Genomic DNA, 17,491 nt, shown 5'->3' with positions numbered 1-17,491 from the left:
TAAGCTGCGAGGTTACCAGGCCGTTCCTGTTGTTCCGGTTGTTTTATATATGTTTTTAGGCAGTAACTTTATGTATTCACTGGGTTATATGATTTATATATGGAACAGCGCTGGAACAATATTGAAAGGGTTTGGAACAACCGAATCGGGGCACGTAATTTTCGGCATAGATAACATGGTGATTTCTTTCAGGCGGCCCTGTGGTTTGGAAAGTTCACTGTAACCATAAGGCCTCCTTCCGCAGACGTACTCAGGCGCACGCTGCTGTTGTGTAGCTGCGCAACAGCTTTGACTATTGCGAGGCCTAATCCACTTCCGCTTTGCATCTGATTGGGATCGCGAAAAAATCTATCGAACACGCGTTCCCTCAGTTCAGCGGGAATGCCGGGCCCGGCATCGGAGACTCGTAGCTGCGTGGCGTCATATGATGATCGCACCTCGACCTCAACCCGTCCGCCTTCAGGGCTGTACTTGATGGCATTTTCAATGACGTTGTCGAGCAGCGACATCAGGCGTTCCCTGACGCCTGTCACCCAGATCTCATCATGCGAGTAGAATTCAAGCTCAATCCCGCGCTCAGCAGCCAGCGGCGCCAGCATCGCCATTCGCTCTTGGATCAGCGTCGTCAGCGGCACCGGCTCCATCACCGTGTCAATGCGCGCTTCGCTGTGCATCAGCAACAGCAGTTGATTAACGAGACGCGCCGCACGGCTGTTGCTGCGAATAATCCCTGCAAGCAACTCCTGTTGACTGTCGCTACTAACATAGGACTGCAAAGCCTCAACATTGATCCGCATCGCAGCCAGCGGGGTACGCAGCTCGTGAGCGGCATCGGCAATAAAAACCCGTTCCCTTTCCGTGCTTTCTCGCACCCTGGCAAGAAATACATTCACAGCGTCCACCATTTGGCGAAGCTCCCTGTGTTTTGGCACTGCTTTTAAGGGAGAGAGATCTTCGGGCGTGCGTGAGGCAATTTCATTGACCACCTTGTTCCAGGGGCGCATTGCAATGCGGATGGACAGCCACGCGGGAAACAAAAGAAAAGGAATGCATACCAGCAGCGGCAATATGTAGTATCCCCGCGAGTTCAGGTAAATAAAGAAGTTCCAGCCGCCGGCAGGGGTGACGAGTGTGACCTCTGCGTCGGAATTCCCGGATTTTAGGGTACGGCTGGTCCAGGTACGGCCTTCACTCTCAATATTCTGGATTTTCCCGTATAGGGTGTTTGTTACCCCTGTCGGAGCGCCATCCGATGAATAAATTATCGCGTTATTCTTCCGGACGATAAGGCTGATTGACAGTTCTGGATCTTCGCCTCCGCCATAACCTTCCCGCAACGCCTTGCTGAATTTTTCCAGCACATCGGTGAGATCCTGTGGGCGATCGTCCATCCGATCAACCAACGTAAGAATGGTTTCGTAAGTCTGGTTGCCCAATAACATAGAGGGGCTACGCAAGTTCTCCCACAAAATGTAGGTCAGAAAAAGACACCAAAGCAGCGTAAGCAGTAGCATCTGGGCGATCATAATTCGCCGTACGAGCGTCGGGGTTTTCAGGCGGCGGCAAAAATTTCGCATCAGCCAGCCCCTTTCTGAATCGGTACGGTATCAATGACATACCCTACGCCTCTCACTGTTCGCACATAGCCGTCGCCGATCTTGCGACGTAAATTCCCCATATGCACGTCGAGAGCATTACTCATGTTTTCTTTTGCGCCGAATATCCGTTCTTCCAGAAACCCTCGTGTCAGTACGCGGTCAGTGCGCAACATTAACGTTTCCAGCAGCGCGTATTCACTTGCCGTCAACTCAATATTACGTGCATTCACTGTTACGCGACGCGTCGGCACGTGAAGAGATAACCCTCGAATTTCTATCACCTCATTCTGAAAACCGTAACTGCGGCGCGCAAGCGCTCTCACTCTGGCCAGCAACTCGGCAAGAACAAACGGTTTGACGAGATAGTCGTCTGCGCCGGCATCCAGCCCGGACAGGCGATCTTGCAGGGTGCCGCGCGCAGTCAGGATGATGACGGGGATCCCTTTGAGCTGCTGACGCAAGCTCGCCATCAGGCTCATGCCATCGCCGTCGGGCAGCCCAAGGTCGAGCAACACAAGTTCTGGCGCGCAGACATCGAGTTGATGCAGCGCATCCACTTTGCGGCGAACCCATATGACATCTAACCCTTGATCTGCAAGGGCAATACGTACGCCATTGCCGAGATCCAGGTCGTCTTCGATGAGGAGAATTTTCACAATGGTTACGGTATCAACAGTGAATGAAGAACGTCTGAAGAAAAAAACGGTATCAGGAAATCTATCAGCTTTGCAGCTCCTGTACTTGCTTCAGTCTTTCTTCATTTTGGGCTCATGAGAACTTTAGGGTGCGCATTCAAACTGAGCGTTCTGGCGTTTAAAAACCGCTTGTATCGTAATCATTTGAATCCACAAGGACTTCTTTCATGAGAAACATCGAACTGTGTCATAAGTTCCCCCATTCACTCTCGGGGCGCATGCTGAAAAAAATGTTGCCGGGAGCCGTGCTGGCCTTACTGGCGACCCCAATACTGGCGGCAGAACTGAAACCGGGCAACGAGTTGACCCTGGGAGGCGGCGTGGATGTCGCGCCACGCTATTCTGGTTCGGATGAAAGCCGCGTCACGACTGCCCTGGTGCTTGATTACGCTATGGCAAATGGTTTCTTCGTCAGCACCACGCGTGGTATCGGTTACGGCAACAACATCGGCAAGTTGAATTACAGCACTGCGCTGAGTTATCGCCCAGGCCGTAAGGATCGTAACGTGGACAGCGATGCGATGAGCGATGGCAGCGACGACTTGCGAGGTATGGGTGACGTCAAAGGTTCGGCTCTCGGTGTGCCTGGCCTGGGGTACGAGGTGACCGACTGGCTTAATGTGCAATTGCAGGCTGAGGTGCCGATTTCTCAGCGAAGCAACGGTGAGGCCCTGCATTTCAGTGTTATCAGCCCGTTCTATAAGTCAGCGAAAAATTCCATGACGCTGGCGCTGACCGGCAGTTGGGGGACCAGCAAGTATATGCAGACTTACTACGGGGTCAGCGCATCGCAGTCGGCCGCATCGGGGTTTAGCCGATATGATGCCGGATCGGGTATTTATGCCTGGTCAATGAATCTTGACTGGACGCACAAGTTCAACGAGGAGTGGAGCGTGGTTGCCGCAGCAGGCGTTACGCAGTTGACGGGTGATGCGCGCAATAGCCCCATTGTGCAACGAAAAACATCGCCCACGGGCAGCCTGAAGGTGACATATCGTTTCTGAGCGTTGTGTGATCTGTGCTTGTCGGCAGCGTGTGGCTCACTAATAAATATGCCTTCGATTCGCCCCGCTTCAGATGACGGGGCGGTGCTGATCCTGACGCAAAATCCTGCGCTACTCAGAAAGCACATTCCTTCCTGATGGGGGCGCTTTCATGTGATCGCCAAGAAACAATTAACGGTTTCGAGCGTTGAGACAGGAACAGGCGAATGGCGGTACTTGCGTTCGGAGTGCGTAGCGCCGTTCCACTTCGTGACGGCGAAGGAACAAAGCGGAGAAGACATTATTGTTGATTCCTCTCCACCTCAGGATCTGCGTGGGAGGAGAGTTAAAGCTTCGAGCCTATAATTCTGGATGCGACTGCTTTCGCCGCTTCAAGCTTTGCTTTCCCGGCTTCAGAATGTGTACCAGATTCAAATGCTTTGAAGTTAAGCTGAATGTTCTCTTTGGCTTTATCGATGAACAATTGCGGCAGTTCTGAGCAGATGGACTGAAAAATTATTTCATACGCTAAAACACGAGACTGCAGATCATCAATCGCTTCTTCTACTGGCTTCATAATCTCTCCTTACGAAATACTCTGGCGCTCACCGGCAAACAAGAAATGTTCTGTCGCGAGTACCTGTGCTATGTGAATATTAAATATCGTTCAGTTAGACAAATAAAACCAGAACAAGCCACGGCCAAACTGGACCGGCAGATCACAGAAATTGAAGGGAAATCAGCAAGTGAGGCAAAAAGTTCGCATGGGTAGCGCACCTGGTCAGCAAAAGAGTGCCGATTTCTTGTAATGGTCCACAGATAAGCACTCCGCAGGTAAATGTTGCGCGGGTGGATGGCTCAGCACCGATCGGCAATACGTTGTTCACTCAGAGGGAACAGGGCGCTTCATCTCTTCCCGTTGGTCTGATCAGCCGGTTATGCAGACCACATTTTCACCCGCTTTCCATCCCTGCTGGTTTGCCACTGGCAGCGCGGTTGCCCGAAACGTATACGCAAAAAAAATTTTATTTTGTGGCCTTGAAAAACGGGTGGGAGGAATTATTTATTGAAGCGGACAAGCAACGCTTGCCTTTATGTTGAACTTTTGAATGGATTATTCAGGAGGTTAATTATGGCACTCAGAACCTTGTCAGCACTCCCGGGCTTTTCTGATTCTGTTTTTGCTGACCGTTTTAATCGTATCGACAGGCTGTTCAGTCAGTTAACGGGCGACTCTCCGGTCGCTTCATTACCCGCTTATGACCTGAAAAAAATCGATGCAAGCAATTATCTGTTAAATGTAAGCGTACCTGGCTGGAAGGAAGACGAACTCGAAATCGAGACGGTCGGCGGAACGCTGAATGTTTCTGGTAAGCGCTCTGAAAATGAATCTCAGGATGAGCAGGGCTGGATCTATAAAGGCATCCGCCGTTCTGATTTTCGTTTGAGTTTCACTTTGCCGGAGCATGCCAAAGTCAGTAATGCAAAACTGGAAAGCGGGATCCTGCAGGTTTCCATTTTCCAGGAAATTCCGGAAAGCGAAAAACCACGCAAAATTGCGATTGAGAATACACAAAAAGCCATTGAACATCAGGCTTGATTATTGACGTTATACATAATTTTTCAGGGCCCGCTCAGGCGGGCCTTTTTTATTTTCCGTTTCATTTGGCTGTCACAAACGAAGTGGAAAATAAAAACTGGCAGACGCGACATCGTTTCTGCCAGTGAAAGAAGTTACTGCTTGTCAGAAGTCATATCCCTTATGCATGTTATAACTTACCTTCATACAATTCACTAATCGCAAATTTCTGCATCCTGATTCAGAAATTTAATGATCCTGGTACTAATGCTCGCCGCGACTTCAAGCTCGCTTATCGTCCTGCACGAAATTTGTACGCTGCCGCCAGCAATCCGACAGCAACCAAGGTCGCCAGAACCACGTCTGGCGGCCGTTGAACAAGGGGCTTCGGCGGATAGCCGCCGGGCAGAAAGCACTCTCCCGGCGAGGAACATCTTCAGGACACGTTTTTCCCCGGCAGGCCGCGCACCCGAATGGGTTCTTCGACGGCGTTTGCTGCGAGCAGGCGCTGAAGGGCGGAGATCGCGGTATCGGTCAGTTCATGTCCTTTGGTCAGTACCATTAATCCATTTGTGGTGCGAATATCTTCATCGACAACCCAGCCCGGCATCAATTCACGGATACGCGCGGAGCGAACTCCCTCCACATTTGAGCGAAAATCTGACAGCACTTTGATGAGATATTCAGGCAGCGCCGGACGCACCGCACGCAGGATTTCCCACGGGCGCTCCAGGCTCCAGCCGCGCGCGGCGTGCCGTTCCAGCTCCAGTGCGGCACGCAGTAGCTGAGCGCCGCGTACCACTTCTAATGGTGCGCTGGCAGGCGCTTCTTTCGCCTGGTGACGAATGATCGCCGCAACCAATTCTAAGCGTGGAATTTGCTCTACCAGCCGGCCCGCAACGTCCGGATGTTCATGCAGCAGTTTTTCTTCCTCCGGCGTCAGTTTACGCTGCGCGGCATCGGCCTGAACGATGTCGGCAGGAATACCAACGCAACCGATCTGACTTAACGACGCGGCGAGGGTGTAAAGCCACTCATCGGGCCATCCCAGTTTCGGCAATGCATGGCGGACGCAGGACTGCGCGAAAGCTGCGCGCTGAAAAGCCCAGGGGGCAACCATCGCCAGTATTTCTGTGAGCGTTTTTACCGAAGCAGAAAGCGTGGTCGCCAGCAGCTCTTTTTCTGCGCAAACGAGCCGGTACTGACGAACCGCATCATTTAACGTCGCGATCAGATCCTCTCTTGGGCACGGTTTACAGAGATAGCGGAAAATCGCGCCCTTATTGATTGCCGCGATCGAGGATTCCACATCGGCCTGTCCGGTAAGAAGAACCCGCACGCTGTCCGGCGAGACTTCCCGCGCTCTGGACAAAAAAGCCGCGCCATCCATTCCCGGCATGCGCATGTCGGAGAGGATCACCGCAAACGGTTCTCCGCTGCGAATCGCATCCAGACCGGCTTCACCACTGTGCGCTGTCACCACATCAAACAGATCAAACAGATTACGCTCGATGGCGGCGAGCACATTGGGTTCATCATCGACGCATAACACGCGGGGTAAGGAAGTATCAGTCATTGAGCATCTCCTGCCATGCGGGCAGTTGGTCCAGCATGCCGGTTTGTTCGAGATAACATTTATCGGGAACGCCATGATTGGCAAGGGTGACCGCAACATGGACGACACCGAGCATGCCAAAGGTTTTTTCCGTTGAGCGGGAAGGTTGTACATGACCTGCGACGGCTTCAACGATGTCCATCGGCAACCCCCACAGCGCCAGTAAATAGGCACCGATGGCGGCGCGCAGCGGGCTATCACCCTGCTCAGTCGTCGCCTCGTCGCGGGGGGGGCTTAATTCGGGAATGAGCAGCGCAATATTGGCCAGCAGTGCCGCCGTGGCTTCCCGTTCCCCGGCGATACGCTCTGCCAGCTTTGAGGCGCGAAGGGCGGTCTGCTGTAGCTTATCCACATCGGGATCAGTACTGGCATCGGCATAAATCTGGGACGCCAGTACCAGCAATTTCACTTGTTCCTGCCCCAGGTGAACGATCGCATTATTAATGTCATGAATTTGTGCTCCCCGGCTGAACCAGGCGGAATTCGCCAGTTGCATAATCCGGGCGCTGAACGCCGGGTCGCTCGCCAGCAGCTCGGCAATCTCCCGGGTATTCGTCCCCGGATTGGCAAGAAGGCGGTTAATTTCCGCAAAGACTTTCGGGGCGGGCGGAAGCTGGTTAATTTTCCCGACCAGCGTGACGACGGTGGGATCTTTGAAAAGCGTGCGCAGCGCCAGCGCGTTTGCCACCATCGCCAGTAATTGCGTGCTGTCGCAGGGTTTGGAGACGAACCGGTGCGCAACGCCCAGCATACGAACCGTGGCCTCGGGTTCGGAGTAACCGGACAAAATGATCCGGATCGTGCCGGGCCAGCGGTCACGAACCTGCGCCAGGAACTGCGCGCCATCCATCAGCGGCATGCGCATATCCGACACTACAACGTCGGCAGGGGTTTCTTCCAGCAGGCTCAACGCTTCGTGACCGCTGGTAGCGAAGCGGCATTCCCACTCGTTGTCCTGCATCATTAAGGCGCGCTCAATACCCGAAAGGATGCGTGCTTCGTCATCCACGAACATCACTTGCATGTTTACGCCTCCTGCTGCACGACGAGGGGAAACCGCATGATAAATGTGGCGCCCGAACCGGGTTTCGACTCGCAGCGAATCTGCCCATTATGCTTGTCCACCACGGTCGAATAGGCAATGGCCAGCCCCTGACCGGTGCCTTTGCCGACTGCTTTGGTGGTGAAGAAGGGATCGAAAATGCGCTCGCGTATCGCCTCAGGGATGCCGGTGCCATCGTCGGCGACGCGGATCTCCATCATATCGCCGACCTGCTCCGCAGAAACGACGATATGCCCTTTTTCCTGCTCGCGGTTCTGAAGGCTGTCCGCAATGGCGTGTGCCGCATTGACGATAAGGTTAAGCATCGCCTGGCCAACCATATCGCGCAGGCAGGGCAGGAGCGGCAAATCACTGGCGAAGCGGGTTTCCAGTTCCGCCACGTATTTCCACTCGTTGCGGGCGACGGTCACCGTGGTATTGATGACGTCGCGTATATCCACGTACTCCTTTTTGTTTTGCGAGGGATGAGAGAACTCTTTCATGGCGGCGACAATCCGGGAGATATGGCCAAGCCCGTCGAGTGATTCATCTAAAGACTGGGGGATCTGACGGCGCAGAAACTCAATTTTGCTGCTCTTAAGGAGGGTATCGAAGGCCGCAAGCGTGGGCTCGTCGGCCATTTTTTCCCGCATCACGGCAGCCATGGCAATCGCCGCATCCAGCAGGTTGAGCAGCGAACGGTTGGCGGTTTTCACGAACCCGACGTTGTCAGAAACATACTGCGTGGGCGTATTAATTTCGTGGGCGATCCCGGCAGCAAGCTGGCCGATGGACTCCATCTTTTGCGCCTGTAGAAGCTGTGCCTGCGTGAGACGCAGCTCAGCAAGCGCCTTCTCTAACTCGTGGCGCTCGTTTTCCAGTTCGATGGTTTTACGGGCGACCACTCTCTCCAGGCCCACATTCTGCTCAAGAATAGCGAACGGGGTCATCTGGTTGTGCCGGCTTTCCTGCGCGATGCGTCGCTTTAGCACCTCGATGGTTTTATCCCGCGCGACAAGTTTGCGCTGATAATCGGTAAGGGAGAGTGTCGCGACCGCTGCTTCAGTTGACGGAGACATTATTTACCTCCTATTGCCACGCCCGTGAATGTCTGGTTGACGTGCAGCCCGTTGTACTGCTCGCCGTAGGTTGAGAAACCCACGATCCGGTTTTGCACCATAAAATTGCCGATCTGCAGGTCAAGCTCCTCCTGCTCAAACTGCAAACGCCGCAGGATACAGTCGCAGCCAATAATCACCGCCGGTTCCGGTATGATTTCATGAACTTTTTCCAGCGCCTTGCTAAAGGTTTCGAGCGGATCTTCCGCAATACCAATCGAGACGATCAACCCTTCTTCAATTGCGCAGTAGCAGGTCAGCGAGAGATCGTCGTTTATTTTCTGGATCGAGCGGACATAAGGTTCGTCGCCAAAAGAGAGCACCAGCGGATTGCGGGAAAACACGGTGGGCGTTAATTCATCAACGGTGATGCCCAGCGATTCGGCATACACCTGCGCGGCAGGCTCGCCGTTGATTTCCCGAATCAGCCGTTTTTCCGGATCGGCATCGGTAATGATGAGTTCCACCTTGCTGGGTTCGAAGTGCTGAACTTTAAAAATCGCCACCGGCGAGGAGGTTTCGATGACCGCGAACACTGCGGCATCGGAGATAAATTCACCTTCACCGTTATAGATGTAGCTCTTTTCGAAACGCAGATCGTCACCCGCAGAGCCGCCGATAACCGGAATATTTCCTGTCTGCTGATAAAGATTAGCGATGAGGCGTTCCTCAGCCATCGACAAGCCATCAACCAGTAACAAACCAAAGCGTTGCAAATTGGGTCTGGCCGCGCTGTCACGACGGATCTCCTCGGCAATCTCTGCAATGGTCGCGGAGTAATCATTCAGGGGGTGAATCACAAAATGGCGGGTGCGAAAAGCGGCGCTCAGACCCAGCCCTAATATCCCGGAGTGCTGAAAACCGTCGGTGCCGATCTGCCCGGAGGAGGTACATCCAATACAGGGGCAGTGAAAGGTTTTTTGCATCTCGCGGCCCAGAATATTCAGGTCATAGTCCGGGGAACAGAAGAAAAGGACCGTTTCTGGCTCAGCGGGAAGCATCTGCCTGGCAAATTCCGCAACCGCCAGCACGGGGTCAGTCAATTCGCTGCTTGCATATCGGATCTGGAAATTCACGTTGTTTCTCCCATGCTAAAGCGTCAGCGTCGCTGGCGGCGTCGTACAACCAACGCCGCAGCGCGTCAGGTTTAAAAAGATTGCCAGTTTTCGCTGGTGGTCACGTTACGGGTTGCTTTGCGCGAAGGCTGATTCGCCGCCGTGGCGGTTTTGGCTGCCTTTCCTGCAAGGCCAGTCGCAGGGTTATCTCCTAAATCAAAGAGCGCGATGGCGTCGTTTAATCGCCCGGCTTCTTCTTCAAGTGCGATGGCATTCGCTTTGGCTTCCTGAACCAGTACCGCGTTTTGCTGCGTCACCCGATCCATTTCTGTCATCGCCTGGCCAATCTGATCGATGCCTTTACTCTGCTCGTCGGAAGCAATGGTGATTTCGCCCATCAAGGCATTGACCTGGCCGACGGTACTGATAATGGTCGACATCGCCTCGCCAGCCTCTTGTACCTGCTCTGCGCCCGTTTGCACCCTGTGAACGGATTCATTGATCAGCGCTTCGATCTCTTTAGCGGCCTGGGCGCTGCGCTGCGCAAGTAAGCGCACTTCGCTGGCGACGACAGCGAAGCCACGCCCCTGTTCACCGGCGCGTGCCGCTTCCACTGCCGCATTCAGCGCCAGCAGGTTGGTCTGGAAAGAGATGCTGTTTATGACACTGGTGATATCTGCAATCTTCTGCGAGCTTTCCGAGATACCGTGCATCGTGGCGACAACCGTCGATGTAATCTCTCCGCCTTGTTCCGCCACCTGCCGGGCGTTTCCGGCCAGTTTTTGTGCTTCGCGTACGTTATGCGCGTTGTTTCTGACGGTTGAGGTCAGCTCTTCCATACTGGCGGCGGTTTGCTGAAGTGCAGCGGCCTGTTGATCCGTGCGTCCGGAAAGCTCTTCGTTCCCGGTACGTATTTGGTTGGTACTGGTAAAGATGGTGGTTGAGCTACCCTGAATCGCCTGCACTGTTCTGGAAAGATTTTCCTGCATCCCCTGAATAAAGGGGATCAAACGACCGGCGCAGTTACGCCCAAACTCTTCGAGTCTGGCGTGCAGCTTGCCGCTGGCAATGGTTTCAAGGTGCCGGGTAATGGTTTCAAGCGGTTTAACCAGATAATTGACCAGATAACGATCGGTTAAGAACAGCGTCACAATACCGGCGACTAACGCGCTGATTAGCACCAGTTTGTTAAAACTGACTTTCGCCGTGGTTTGGCTCAAGATGTCATCTGTTTGAATAGCTTGCGTATATTTTTCTGCGCTCACGCCAAATTGCACGCTCAGCGGCGGATAGGTTTTGCGAAACAGTTGGCGGAACTGCTCGGCCTGCTTATCCTGCGCGGCTTTATACATAGGAATAATGCCGTTGTTGAGCAACGTTTCCCAGTCCTGAGCCATGTTCTGAACAACCTCATCGCTGACGCCAGGATGGCTGCTCTGGCGGAACTTCGCCAGCATATCCTGGCTGATCTCCAGCGCTTTGCCTGCGGAAATCAACGTCTTATCCGCATTGGCATCATCACCGGTCTGGCGGTAATCCATGGCGCGCAGCATGCGCGTTACGGTGCGAAAATATTGATCGTTGCCTTTAACCAGATAAGAGTACGAGATTTTTTGCGTGGCGTTCTGCGTTAATAATGTTTCGATGGTGGCGAAGTTAAATAAGGTCATCGCCGTGGCGATGCCCCAGATGCAACTGAACAGCACCAGGATAAGTAAAACCATTTTTCTGATTGTTATATTGCGAAGTATTTTCATCGTATTTCCCCACTACGTGTTGGGTAACTTTTTTTACGGCGCCGCTGTGCGCCGCAAGAAAAAGAGCTCATTTCTCAAACTGCAATTATTGTGGGTTGTTATAGGGTCGCATCACACCTCGCTTCGATATTACATTCAATAATGTGCAGATTATCCTTGACGGCCTCTAATGAGACGGGACGACCTATGTAATATCCTTGTGCAATGTCACATTTGTATTTTATTAATTGCTGCAATTGCTCTTGTGTTTCAACACCTTCAGCGGTTACTTCAAGGTTATAATCTTTGCCGAGTCCAATGACCTTTTCCACAATACTCTTTGCTGATTCCGAATCGTTCATCGCGAAGATAAATGACTTGTCGATTTTAATGCCATGAAAAGGAAAACTGTGCAGGTAATAAAGCGAGGCATAACCGGTGCCGAAATCATCAATCAGCAACCGGATACCTAAGCTTTTTAATTCCTGCATGACGATCCGTGCATTATCGGGGCTACATAATGTCACATTTTCAGTGACTTCCAGTTCAAGGCGTGCCGCCGGAAAATGGGTTGTCGCCAGTGCGTTTTTAATGCGGGCGATAACATCGCTGGCTTTGAATTCGATCGGGGAAATATTGACTGACACGGAAATATTGTCAAATGCCCTGCCGATGTCCTCACAGGCATTGACCAGCACCCAATCTGTCAGATCGGTAATAATTCCTGACTCCTCGGCCAGGGGAATAAACTGATCCGGCATCAATAGCCCGTGACGCGGGTGTAGCCAACGCACCAGCGCTTCGAGAGAGTTAATGCAGCCTGCATGAATGTCGAAGCGAGGCTGATAGACGAGAAATAATTGATTTTCTTTAATCGCTTCCCGTAATTCATTTTCCAGTTCGCGTCGTTGGACGATCTGTTTCGCCATGTCAGCCTGATATAAAACAAAACTGTTATTGCCGAGATTTCTGGCTTCATACAGCGCAATGTCTGAATAGCGTAATAAATCGCTGGCCGTCAGGGCGTCTTGAGGCGATTGCGCCGCGCCGATGTTGACGCCGAGAGAGACTTCATTACCGGACACGATAAACGGCTCGTTGATGACAGCAATAATAAGCTGGCAGAGCGAGCGGATATCCTCTTTTTTATGAATTGCAGGCGCGATAATAATAAATTCATCACCGCCCTGGCGTGCGACCAGATCGGTTGCGCGTAAACAGTTGCGCAACCTCTGCGCCACCTCGCCCAGCACCTTATCGCCAGCGTCATGGCCGTAGATATCATTGACCAGTTTAAAATCGGTCAGATCGAGGCTGAGCATCACCAGCGTGCTATTCGCTTCGCTGCGTGAATGCAGTTTTCCGTCGAGGAACTCTTGCATCATGACGCGGTTCGGCAGGCCCGTTAACTCATCGTGATGGGAGAGGAAGCGAATACGTTCACTGGACTCCACCTCCAGCGTCACGTCCGAAGCCGTACCACGAAAGCCCAGCGCGCCATTCGGTAGCGTGATCCTTTTTAACGTGATATTGCAGTAGCGCTGGCTGCCGAGTGCGGACACATAACGGCAGTGCGATAACGTTAAATAATCGCCCGGATGCGGCAGTGTTAACCAGTTGCTGATGGTTTGCTGGCTGTCGACTAAAAAATCGGTAAAGCTGCGCCCCAGCCACTCGTCGATGTGATGGCCTGTGATCACCGGAAAGCGGGCAGAAATCCAGGTCAGATTAAAGTTTTCATTGGCTTCCCAGATCCAGTCCGTGGTGGTTTCAACAATATCCCTGAAACGCTGTTCGCTGGCGGATAACGCTGCGCGACTTTGTTCCAGCAGAAAGGTTTTTTCATCATTCATGCGCGCTTTCATCAAGGCCTTACGCATCAAACTGATGGCGAACAGCACGGAAACCACCATTAACAGCACCAGTAAAGGCAGCACTTTGCTTAACAGGGTTTCGACGGGATTTTTGCTCTGCCATTCGACATAAATGCGATCGTTTCCGGCGGTGAGAAACATCGTATCTTTGTGCATTGAGGCCACTTCAGGCGGCAAAGTGCGTAAACCCTGAATTTCATATTCGTCGCCAAGTTGCTGAAACTTTTCTGGCGTGAGCTTATCGACAAAGATCATCACCGCATGATCTGAAGGATTTGTCCCGGCGGCAGAATTATCATCCGACGTGATCCATGATGCGGCGACGAGCGTGGGCTGGTTATGGATAGCGATCAGCCGCGAGAACGCTGCTCCCTGGTTGTTGGCTAATGTTGTCATCAACGTGTCGGTCAAATTTTCGCCCAACCACGCGTCAAAGGAAACCTGCCCGGGTTGTCCCTCCAGCACGCTATAGCGGGTTACGCCATCCGGCGACAGGACAAAAACGCCCTCATACTGAAACTTATTAAAAAGCGATTTTCCCAGGTTTTGTCTGTCCCATGCCCAATGCACATTTATGGTGGTTGTCAGATTTTGAAAAGCGTCATCCCAGTTGGCGTAATCAGCAAGATGTAAGCGTAAGCTTTCCTGCCTGTTTTCAAGCGCTTTAGTCAGCAAGTGCATTTTTTGTCGATGTTCAGTTTGCTGAAGATCGCTTTTTGTCTGGATGAGGGTGAAGAGAATGGTAAAAAAGATAAATGTCATCAGCGCCAGCATCAATGTCGCTGTCTGTTTGAGTATCCCATGCGTATTACCTGCCAGCGAAGGCAGGTTTTTATCATCGAGAACATGCATGCTTCACCCTTTTTTTGTGATGAATAAAATACGCCGGGTCTTTTTACATTAACGGCCTGCGATGCGTTTTATTTAATGCAAATAGCACCGTTGATACTTTTTTGTGATAGTTATCAAACTTCATTCTGCTGTTAATTTTTGCGAACGCGGGAATATTAATTTTTCCTTAAATTATTAGCCTGGATATCATAAAAACAGCGTTTTTTTCTGCAGGTTAATCTTTTTTGAGTAGCCGTAACCAATAATATGAAACGCTGGTTTTAAATATATTTTATATTTCTGCTTTGCCGGTGGCGTATTTATCGCATGGAGAATCAATATGTTGTTTATTAGTAATAAGTATTTTCTTAGGAAGGATAGTGTAAATACCTCCAGGTGGGTATTTTCGGCGTTTGTTTGCAAGCGGGACGACAGAAAAAAAAGGCCTGGCGGGGAAGGCTTTATTGCGTGCCATGCGATCCCCGGCAGGCCTGTTGTGGTGGGAGGCCATGGCGCTCCCACCGGGTTTACATCATATCAGAACGATTTACGCAGACGCAGGCTGACCGTCTGGGCGTCGAAGTGCGGCGCAGTAGAAAGGTCATAACGCGCGCTGAGGCTCAGGTCGTCATTTTGTACCAGCGCCACGCCGGCACCGATATCCGCGGTATCGGACACCGGCGTGGCGCCGAAGCTGGTGAAACGCGTTTCGCCCAGCGTATCGGCGACGTAGCTGGCGCTGGTCGCGGTGCGGCTGCGGTCATATTCGTGCGTCCACATCGCCTGCACGAATGGCACCACATCGCCGATTCCCGTGCTCCAGCTATGTTCCAGTTTCGCGCCCAGCGAGCTGCGTACCGACTGCGTATGGCTGGAATCAACTTTCAGCGCGGCACCCTGATCGCTGTGCTCTTTATAGTCGTCCTGGTGCAGGTAGCTGTAACTGACGGCGGCGAGCGGGGTCAGCGTGGTTCCCTGGGCGAAGAAGATCGGGTAGCCGACTTCTGCTTTGGTCATCACTTGCTGCCCGTTGAAGCTGCCATCCGCCTGGCCGGCAAAACCGTCGAAACCAATACGGCGCTGGCTGTCATACTTCTGCGTGCTGACGCTGGCGGTCAGGTTGACGTACAGCGGGTTGCCGCTCCAGCTTGCGTAGGCAATGCCGCTCCAGGCATCAACATCCGTGTGGCTACCCGTCAGGTTGTCGCGACCATTGACGGAAGATCGCGCGTAGCTGAATGCGCCGCCCACGCGCCAGTCGTCAGCGATCTGACGATCCGCTCCCAGCACCACACCGCCGTAATGCGCGGTGTAACCGCTGACGTTATCAATCATGCCCTGGCGAGCGCTGCCGTAGAACGGCTGGCCCCAGACGGCCCAATCCAGCGCATCATCACCGGTGGCAATACCGCTTTGTGAACCGTTACGGGCGAGACGCGTGCTGTTCATATGGTTATTCACCACGGCCAGCGCGCCGGAAGAGGCTGCGGCTGCGGTACTGCTGGCGGCGCTGTTTTGTACCGGCGACAGTTGCTCACCGGCCCGGTTGGCTTCTTCGCGGCTGCCGATCGCCATGGAGGCGTTATAGAGGTTGAGAAGTCCTTCAGAGAAGCCGCTGTAGTTACCCAGCCCGCGCAACGAGGCGATGGCGTTTGGTGTCGTGGCAAAAACCGGGTTCGGGGTAACCACTGGCGTTGTTGGTGTCGTCGGTGTGGTGGGGGTTGTCGGCGTCGTCGGTTCCGTTGGCGCCGTCGGTGTCGTCGGCGTGGTCGGATCCTGGGCGTCGAGATAAATCACGAGGCTGTTAGTGCCGTTAATCGTTACTGCTTTACCGGTCACCGTACCGTTGTAACCCGCGACATGGTAGGCCAGCGCGTTCTCATTGTATTGCGTTCCTGAACCGGAGGCCTGCACCACCAGGAAACGCTGGCCATTGGCAAAACCATAGCTCTGGCCTGTCGTGAGCAGCGAAACGCTGGAATGCGCGGCAAAAATCGCATCGCCGGTCACCACCAGGCGGCCATAACCGCTGTCCAGCGCACTGCCGTTGGCAACCGCGCCATCGGCGACGCCGATAGCCAGCTCGCCTTGCTCTTGCTGGAGGTAGTTACCGTTAATTGTCACCGTACGGTTAAGTAATAAAGAGGCCCCGTCGTTGATAACGCTGTGCGTGCCCATCTGGAAATCATCATCCACAGTGAGCTTACCGGTGCCAAAGTGCAGATCGGCTCCGGAACTGTAGACCCTGCCACCGCTGTTATAGCCGGTCATCAGGCTGTCGTAGCTGCTGCCACCATTAATGGTTAACGGGTTTGACGTGTTGTTCCAGATATTACCAGCCAGCGTGCCGTTGTTATTAATGACCGACAGTGCGCCGATATTGTAAATAGCCGCATCGATACCGCGCAGCGTACCATTGTTGGTGATCCCGTTGGTCATCGTACCGGCGTTCTGCACGGCGTAGGCACCATCAATCAGGCCGTTGTTGGTGAAATCAGTAATGGTCCCCCAGCTAATCACACCACTGTTAGGACCCTGAATCGTCCCCTGGTTGATCAGCGAGGTAATTGTTCCGGAGTTATTCAGCGCGACGTTACTCGTAATCGTGCCGTTCACACTGTTTTCCAGCGTGCCGATGGTTCCCCGGTTATACAGCCCGTAAGGGCCAATAGTGCCTGAGTTACCGGCGAGATAACTGTTATTGAAGAACATATCTACGGACGAACTATCATCGATATACATGCCGGAATCGTTGTAGTTACTGCCGGAACTCATGATCGTACCGTTGTTGGTAAAGGTGCCCATATCAACAGACTGGAATGAGAGCGCGTTACCCGTAGGGCTGACGACACTTCCGGTAGACGTGATCGTTACCGTATCGAATGCACCGATAAAAGAACTTTGACCTTCTGCTGTGGAAATCTCTGTACCAATTGATGCCTGAATTGCAGGGGCGAATGACACCCAGGCGGCCGCCATCGCGAGCAGTAATGGCTTCTTACGAAAGACAGGGTTATGCATAGCTATTCATCCAAAAAAGAAATGTAACTGCTGAATCTTTGTTCAGGCAGGCGAGGCAGCAGAAAAGGACGCACCTGAAAACCAGGAGCGATGGTGTCCTTAACCGATATTAAGTTATCGGCGCGTCTCAGAAGGGCTGTAGGGGAGAGCGGAAAATATATCGTGCACTTTTTCTCCTTCTTTCACCTGCCGCTTTTGTGCAGACAGCTCGCCTGAAAATAGGGCCAACTAGCGGCAGGAGATAAGAAAGAGCTTAGTTGGATGGGGGGGTTATGCTAGTCAGGTCTTTGGCGCAGTAAATAAAGAAAAATTCCTTCTTAATATTTATCCCGTCAATTAAACAA

13 protein-coding genes are annotated in these 17,491 nt (G+C 52.7%); 2 read left to right on the top strand and 11 right to left on the bottom strand.

Annotated elements, in window-relative coordinates:
• Nucleotides 1–188: 188 nt before the first annotated feature.
• Both AWR26_RS19070 and AWR26_RS19065 read right to left on the bottom strand, forming a co-directional pair.
• Complete coding sequence (locus AWR26_RS19070; RefSeq protein WP_064568116.1) at nucleotides 189–1,577, bottom strand: sensor histidine kinase; 1,389 nt, start codon at nucleotides 1,575–1,577, stop codon at nucleotides 189–191.
• Nucleotides 1,577–2,254, bottom strand: coding sequence for a response regulator (locus AWR26_RS19065; RefSeq protein WP_064568115.1), 678 nt, complete (start codon nucleotides 2,252–2,254; stop codon nucleotides 1,577–1,579). Before AWR26_RS19065 ends, AWR26_RS19070 begins: the two co-directional genes overlap by 1 nt.
• Nucleotides 2,255–2,460: 206 nt before the next feature.
• Here AWR26_RS19065 and AWR26_RS19060 point away from each other — a divergent pair, with 206 nt between their 5' ends.
• Nucleotides 2,461–3,297, top strand: coding sequence for a MipA/OmpV family protein (locus AWR26_RS19060; protein ID WP_064568114.1), 837 nt, complete (start codon nucleotides 2,461–2,463; stop codon nucleotides 3,295–3,297).
• A 325-nt stretch (nucleotides 3,298–3,622) separates the two neighbouring features.
• Here AWR26_RS19060 and AWR26_RS19055 read toward each other — a convergent pair whose 3' ends face one another.
• Nucleotides 3,623–3,853: a hypothetical protein gene (locus AWR26_RS19055; RefSeq protein ID WP_007373652.1), complete on the bottom strand. Its 231-nt coding sequence runs from the start codon at nucleotides 3,851–3,853 to the stop codon at nucleotides 3,623–3,625.
• Nucleotides 3,854–4,408: 555 nt separating this feature from the next.
• Between AWR26_RS19055 and AWR26_RS19050 the strand changes: the two genes are divergently transcribed.
• The gene (locus tag AWR26_RS19050; RefSeq protein ID WP_064568113.1) at nucleotides 4,409–4,876 is read left to right on the top strand and encodes an Hsp20 family protein; all 468 of its coding nucleotides are present in this window, start codon (nucleotides 4,409–4,411) and stop codon (nucleotides 4,874–4,876) included.
• A gap of 415 nt (nucleotides 4,877–5,291) precedes the next feature.
• Here AWR26_RS19050 and AWR26_RS19045 read toward each other — a convergent pair whose 3' ends face one another.
• The 8 genes from AWR26_RS19045 to AWR26_RS19010 all read right to left on the bottom strand — a co-directional run bounded on the left by AWR26_RS19045 (nucleotide 5,292) and on the right by AWR26_RS19010 (nucleotide 17,147).
• Complete coding sequence (locus tag AWR26_RS19045) at nucleotides 5,292–6,431, bottom strand: HD domain-containing phosphohydrolase (protein WP_064568112.1); 1,140 nt, start codon at nucleotides 6,429–6,431, stop codon at nucleotides 5,292–5,294.
• The gene (locus AWR26_RS19040; RefSeq protein ID WP_064568111.1) at nucleotides 6,424–7,494 is read right to left on the bottom strand and encodes an HDOD domain-containing protein; all 1,071 of its coding nucleotides are present in this window, start codon (nucleotides 7,492–7,494) and stop codon (nucleotides 6,424–6,426) included. Before AWR26_RS19040 ends, AWR26_RS19045 begins: the two co-directional genes overlap by 8 nt.
• 2 nt (nucleotides 7,495–7,496) lie before the next feature.
• Nucleotides 7,497–8,591, bottom strand: a complete 1,095-nt coding sequence (locus tag AWR26_RS19035) for a sensor histidine kinase (RefSeq protein WP_064568110.1) — start codon at nucleotides 8,589–8,591, stop codon at nucleotides 7,497–7,499.
• Nucleotides 8,591–9,706 carry an FIST N-terminal domain-containing protein gene (locus AWR26_RS19030; protein WP_064568109.1) on the bottom strand — a complete coding sequence of 372 codons (1,116 nt, stop codon included), beginning with the start codon at nucleotides 9,704–9,706 and terminating at the stop codon, nucleotides 8,591–8,593. The genes AWR26_RS19035 and AWR26_RS19030 overlap by 1 nt, the downstream gene beginning before the upstream one ends.
• 71 nt (nucleotides 9,707–9,777) lie before the next feature.
• The gene (locus tag AWR26_RS19025; RefSeq protein WP_064568108.1) at nucleotides 9,778–11,442 is read right to left on the bottom strand and encodes a methyl-accepting chemotaxis protein; all 1,665 of its coding nucleotides are present in this window, start codon (nucleotides 11,440–11,442) and stop codon (nucleotides 9,778–9,780) included.
• Nucleotides 11,443–11,540: 98 nt separating this feature from the next.
• The gene (locus tag AWR26_RS19020; protein WP_064568107.1) at nucleotides 11,541–14,147 is read right to left on the bottom strand and encodes a bifunctional diguanylate cyclase/phosphodiesterase; all 2,607 of its coding nucleotides are present in this window, start codon (nucleotides 14,145–14,147) and stop codon (nucleotides 11,541–11,543) included.
• Nucleotides 14,148–14,418: 271 nt separating this feature from the next.
• On the bottom strand, nucleotides 14,419–14,601 hold the full coding sequence (locus AWR26_RS19015; RefSeq protein WP_139227854.1) for a hypothetical protein: 183 nt from the start codon (nucleotides 14,599–14,601) through the stop codon (nucleotides 14,419–14,421).
• A 62-nt stretch (nucleotides 14,602–14,663) separates the two neighbouring features.
• Entirely contained in the window at nucleotides 14,664–17,147 is a 2,484-nt protein-coding gene (locus tag AWR26_RS19010; protein WP_064568106.1) for an autotransporter family protein, read from the bottom strand.
• Between the last annotated feature and the right edge of the window lie 344 nt (nucleotides 17,148–17,491).

It is taken from the genome of Kosakonia oryzae (assembly GCF_001658025.2).
GTDB classification, from domain to species: Bacteria; Pseudomonadota; Gammaproteobacteria; order Enterobacterales; family Enterobacteriaceae; genus Kosakonia; species Kosakonia oryzae.
This window is presented reverse-complemented; position numbering and strand designations above follow the sequence as displayed.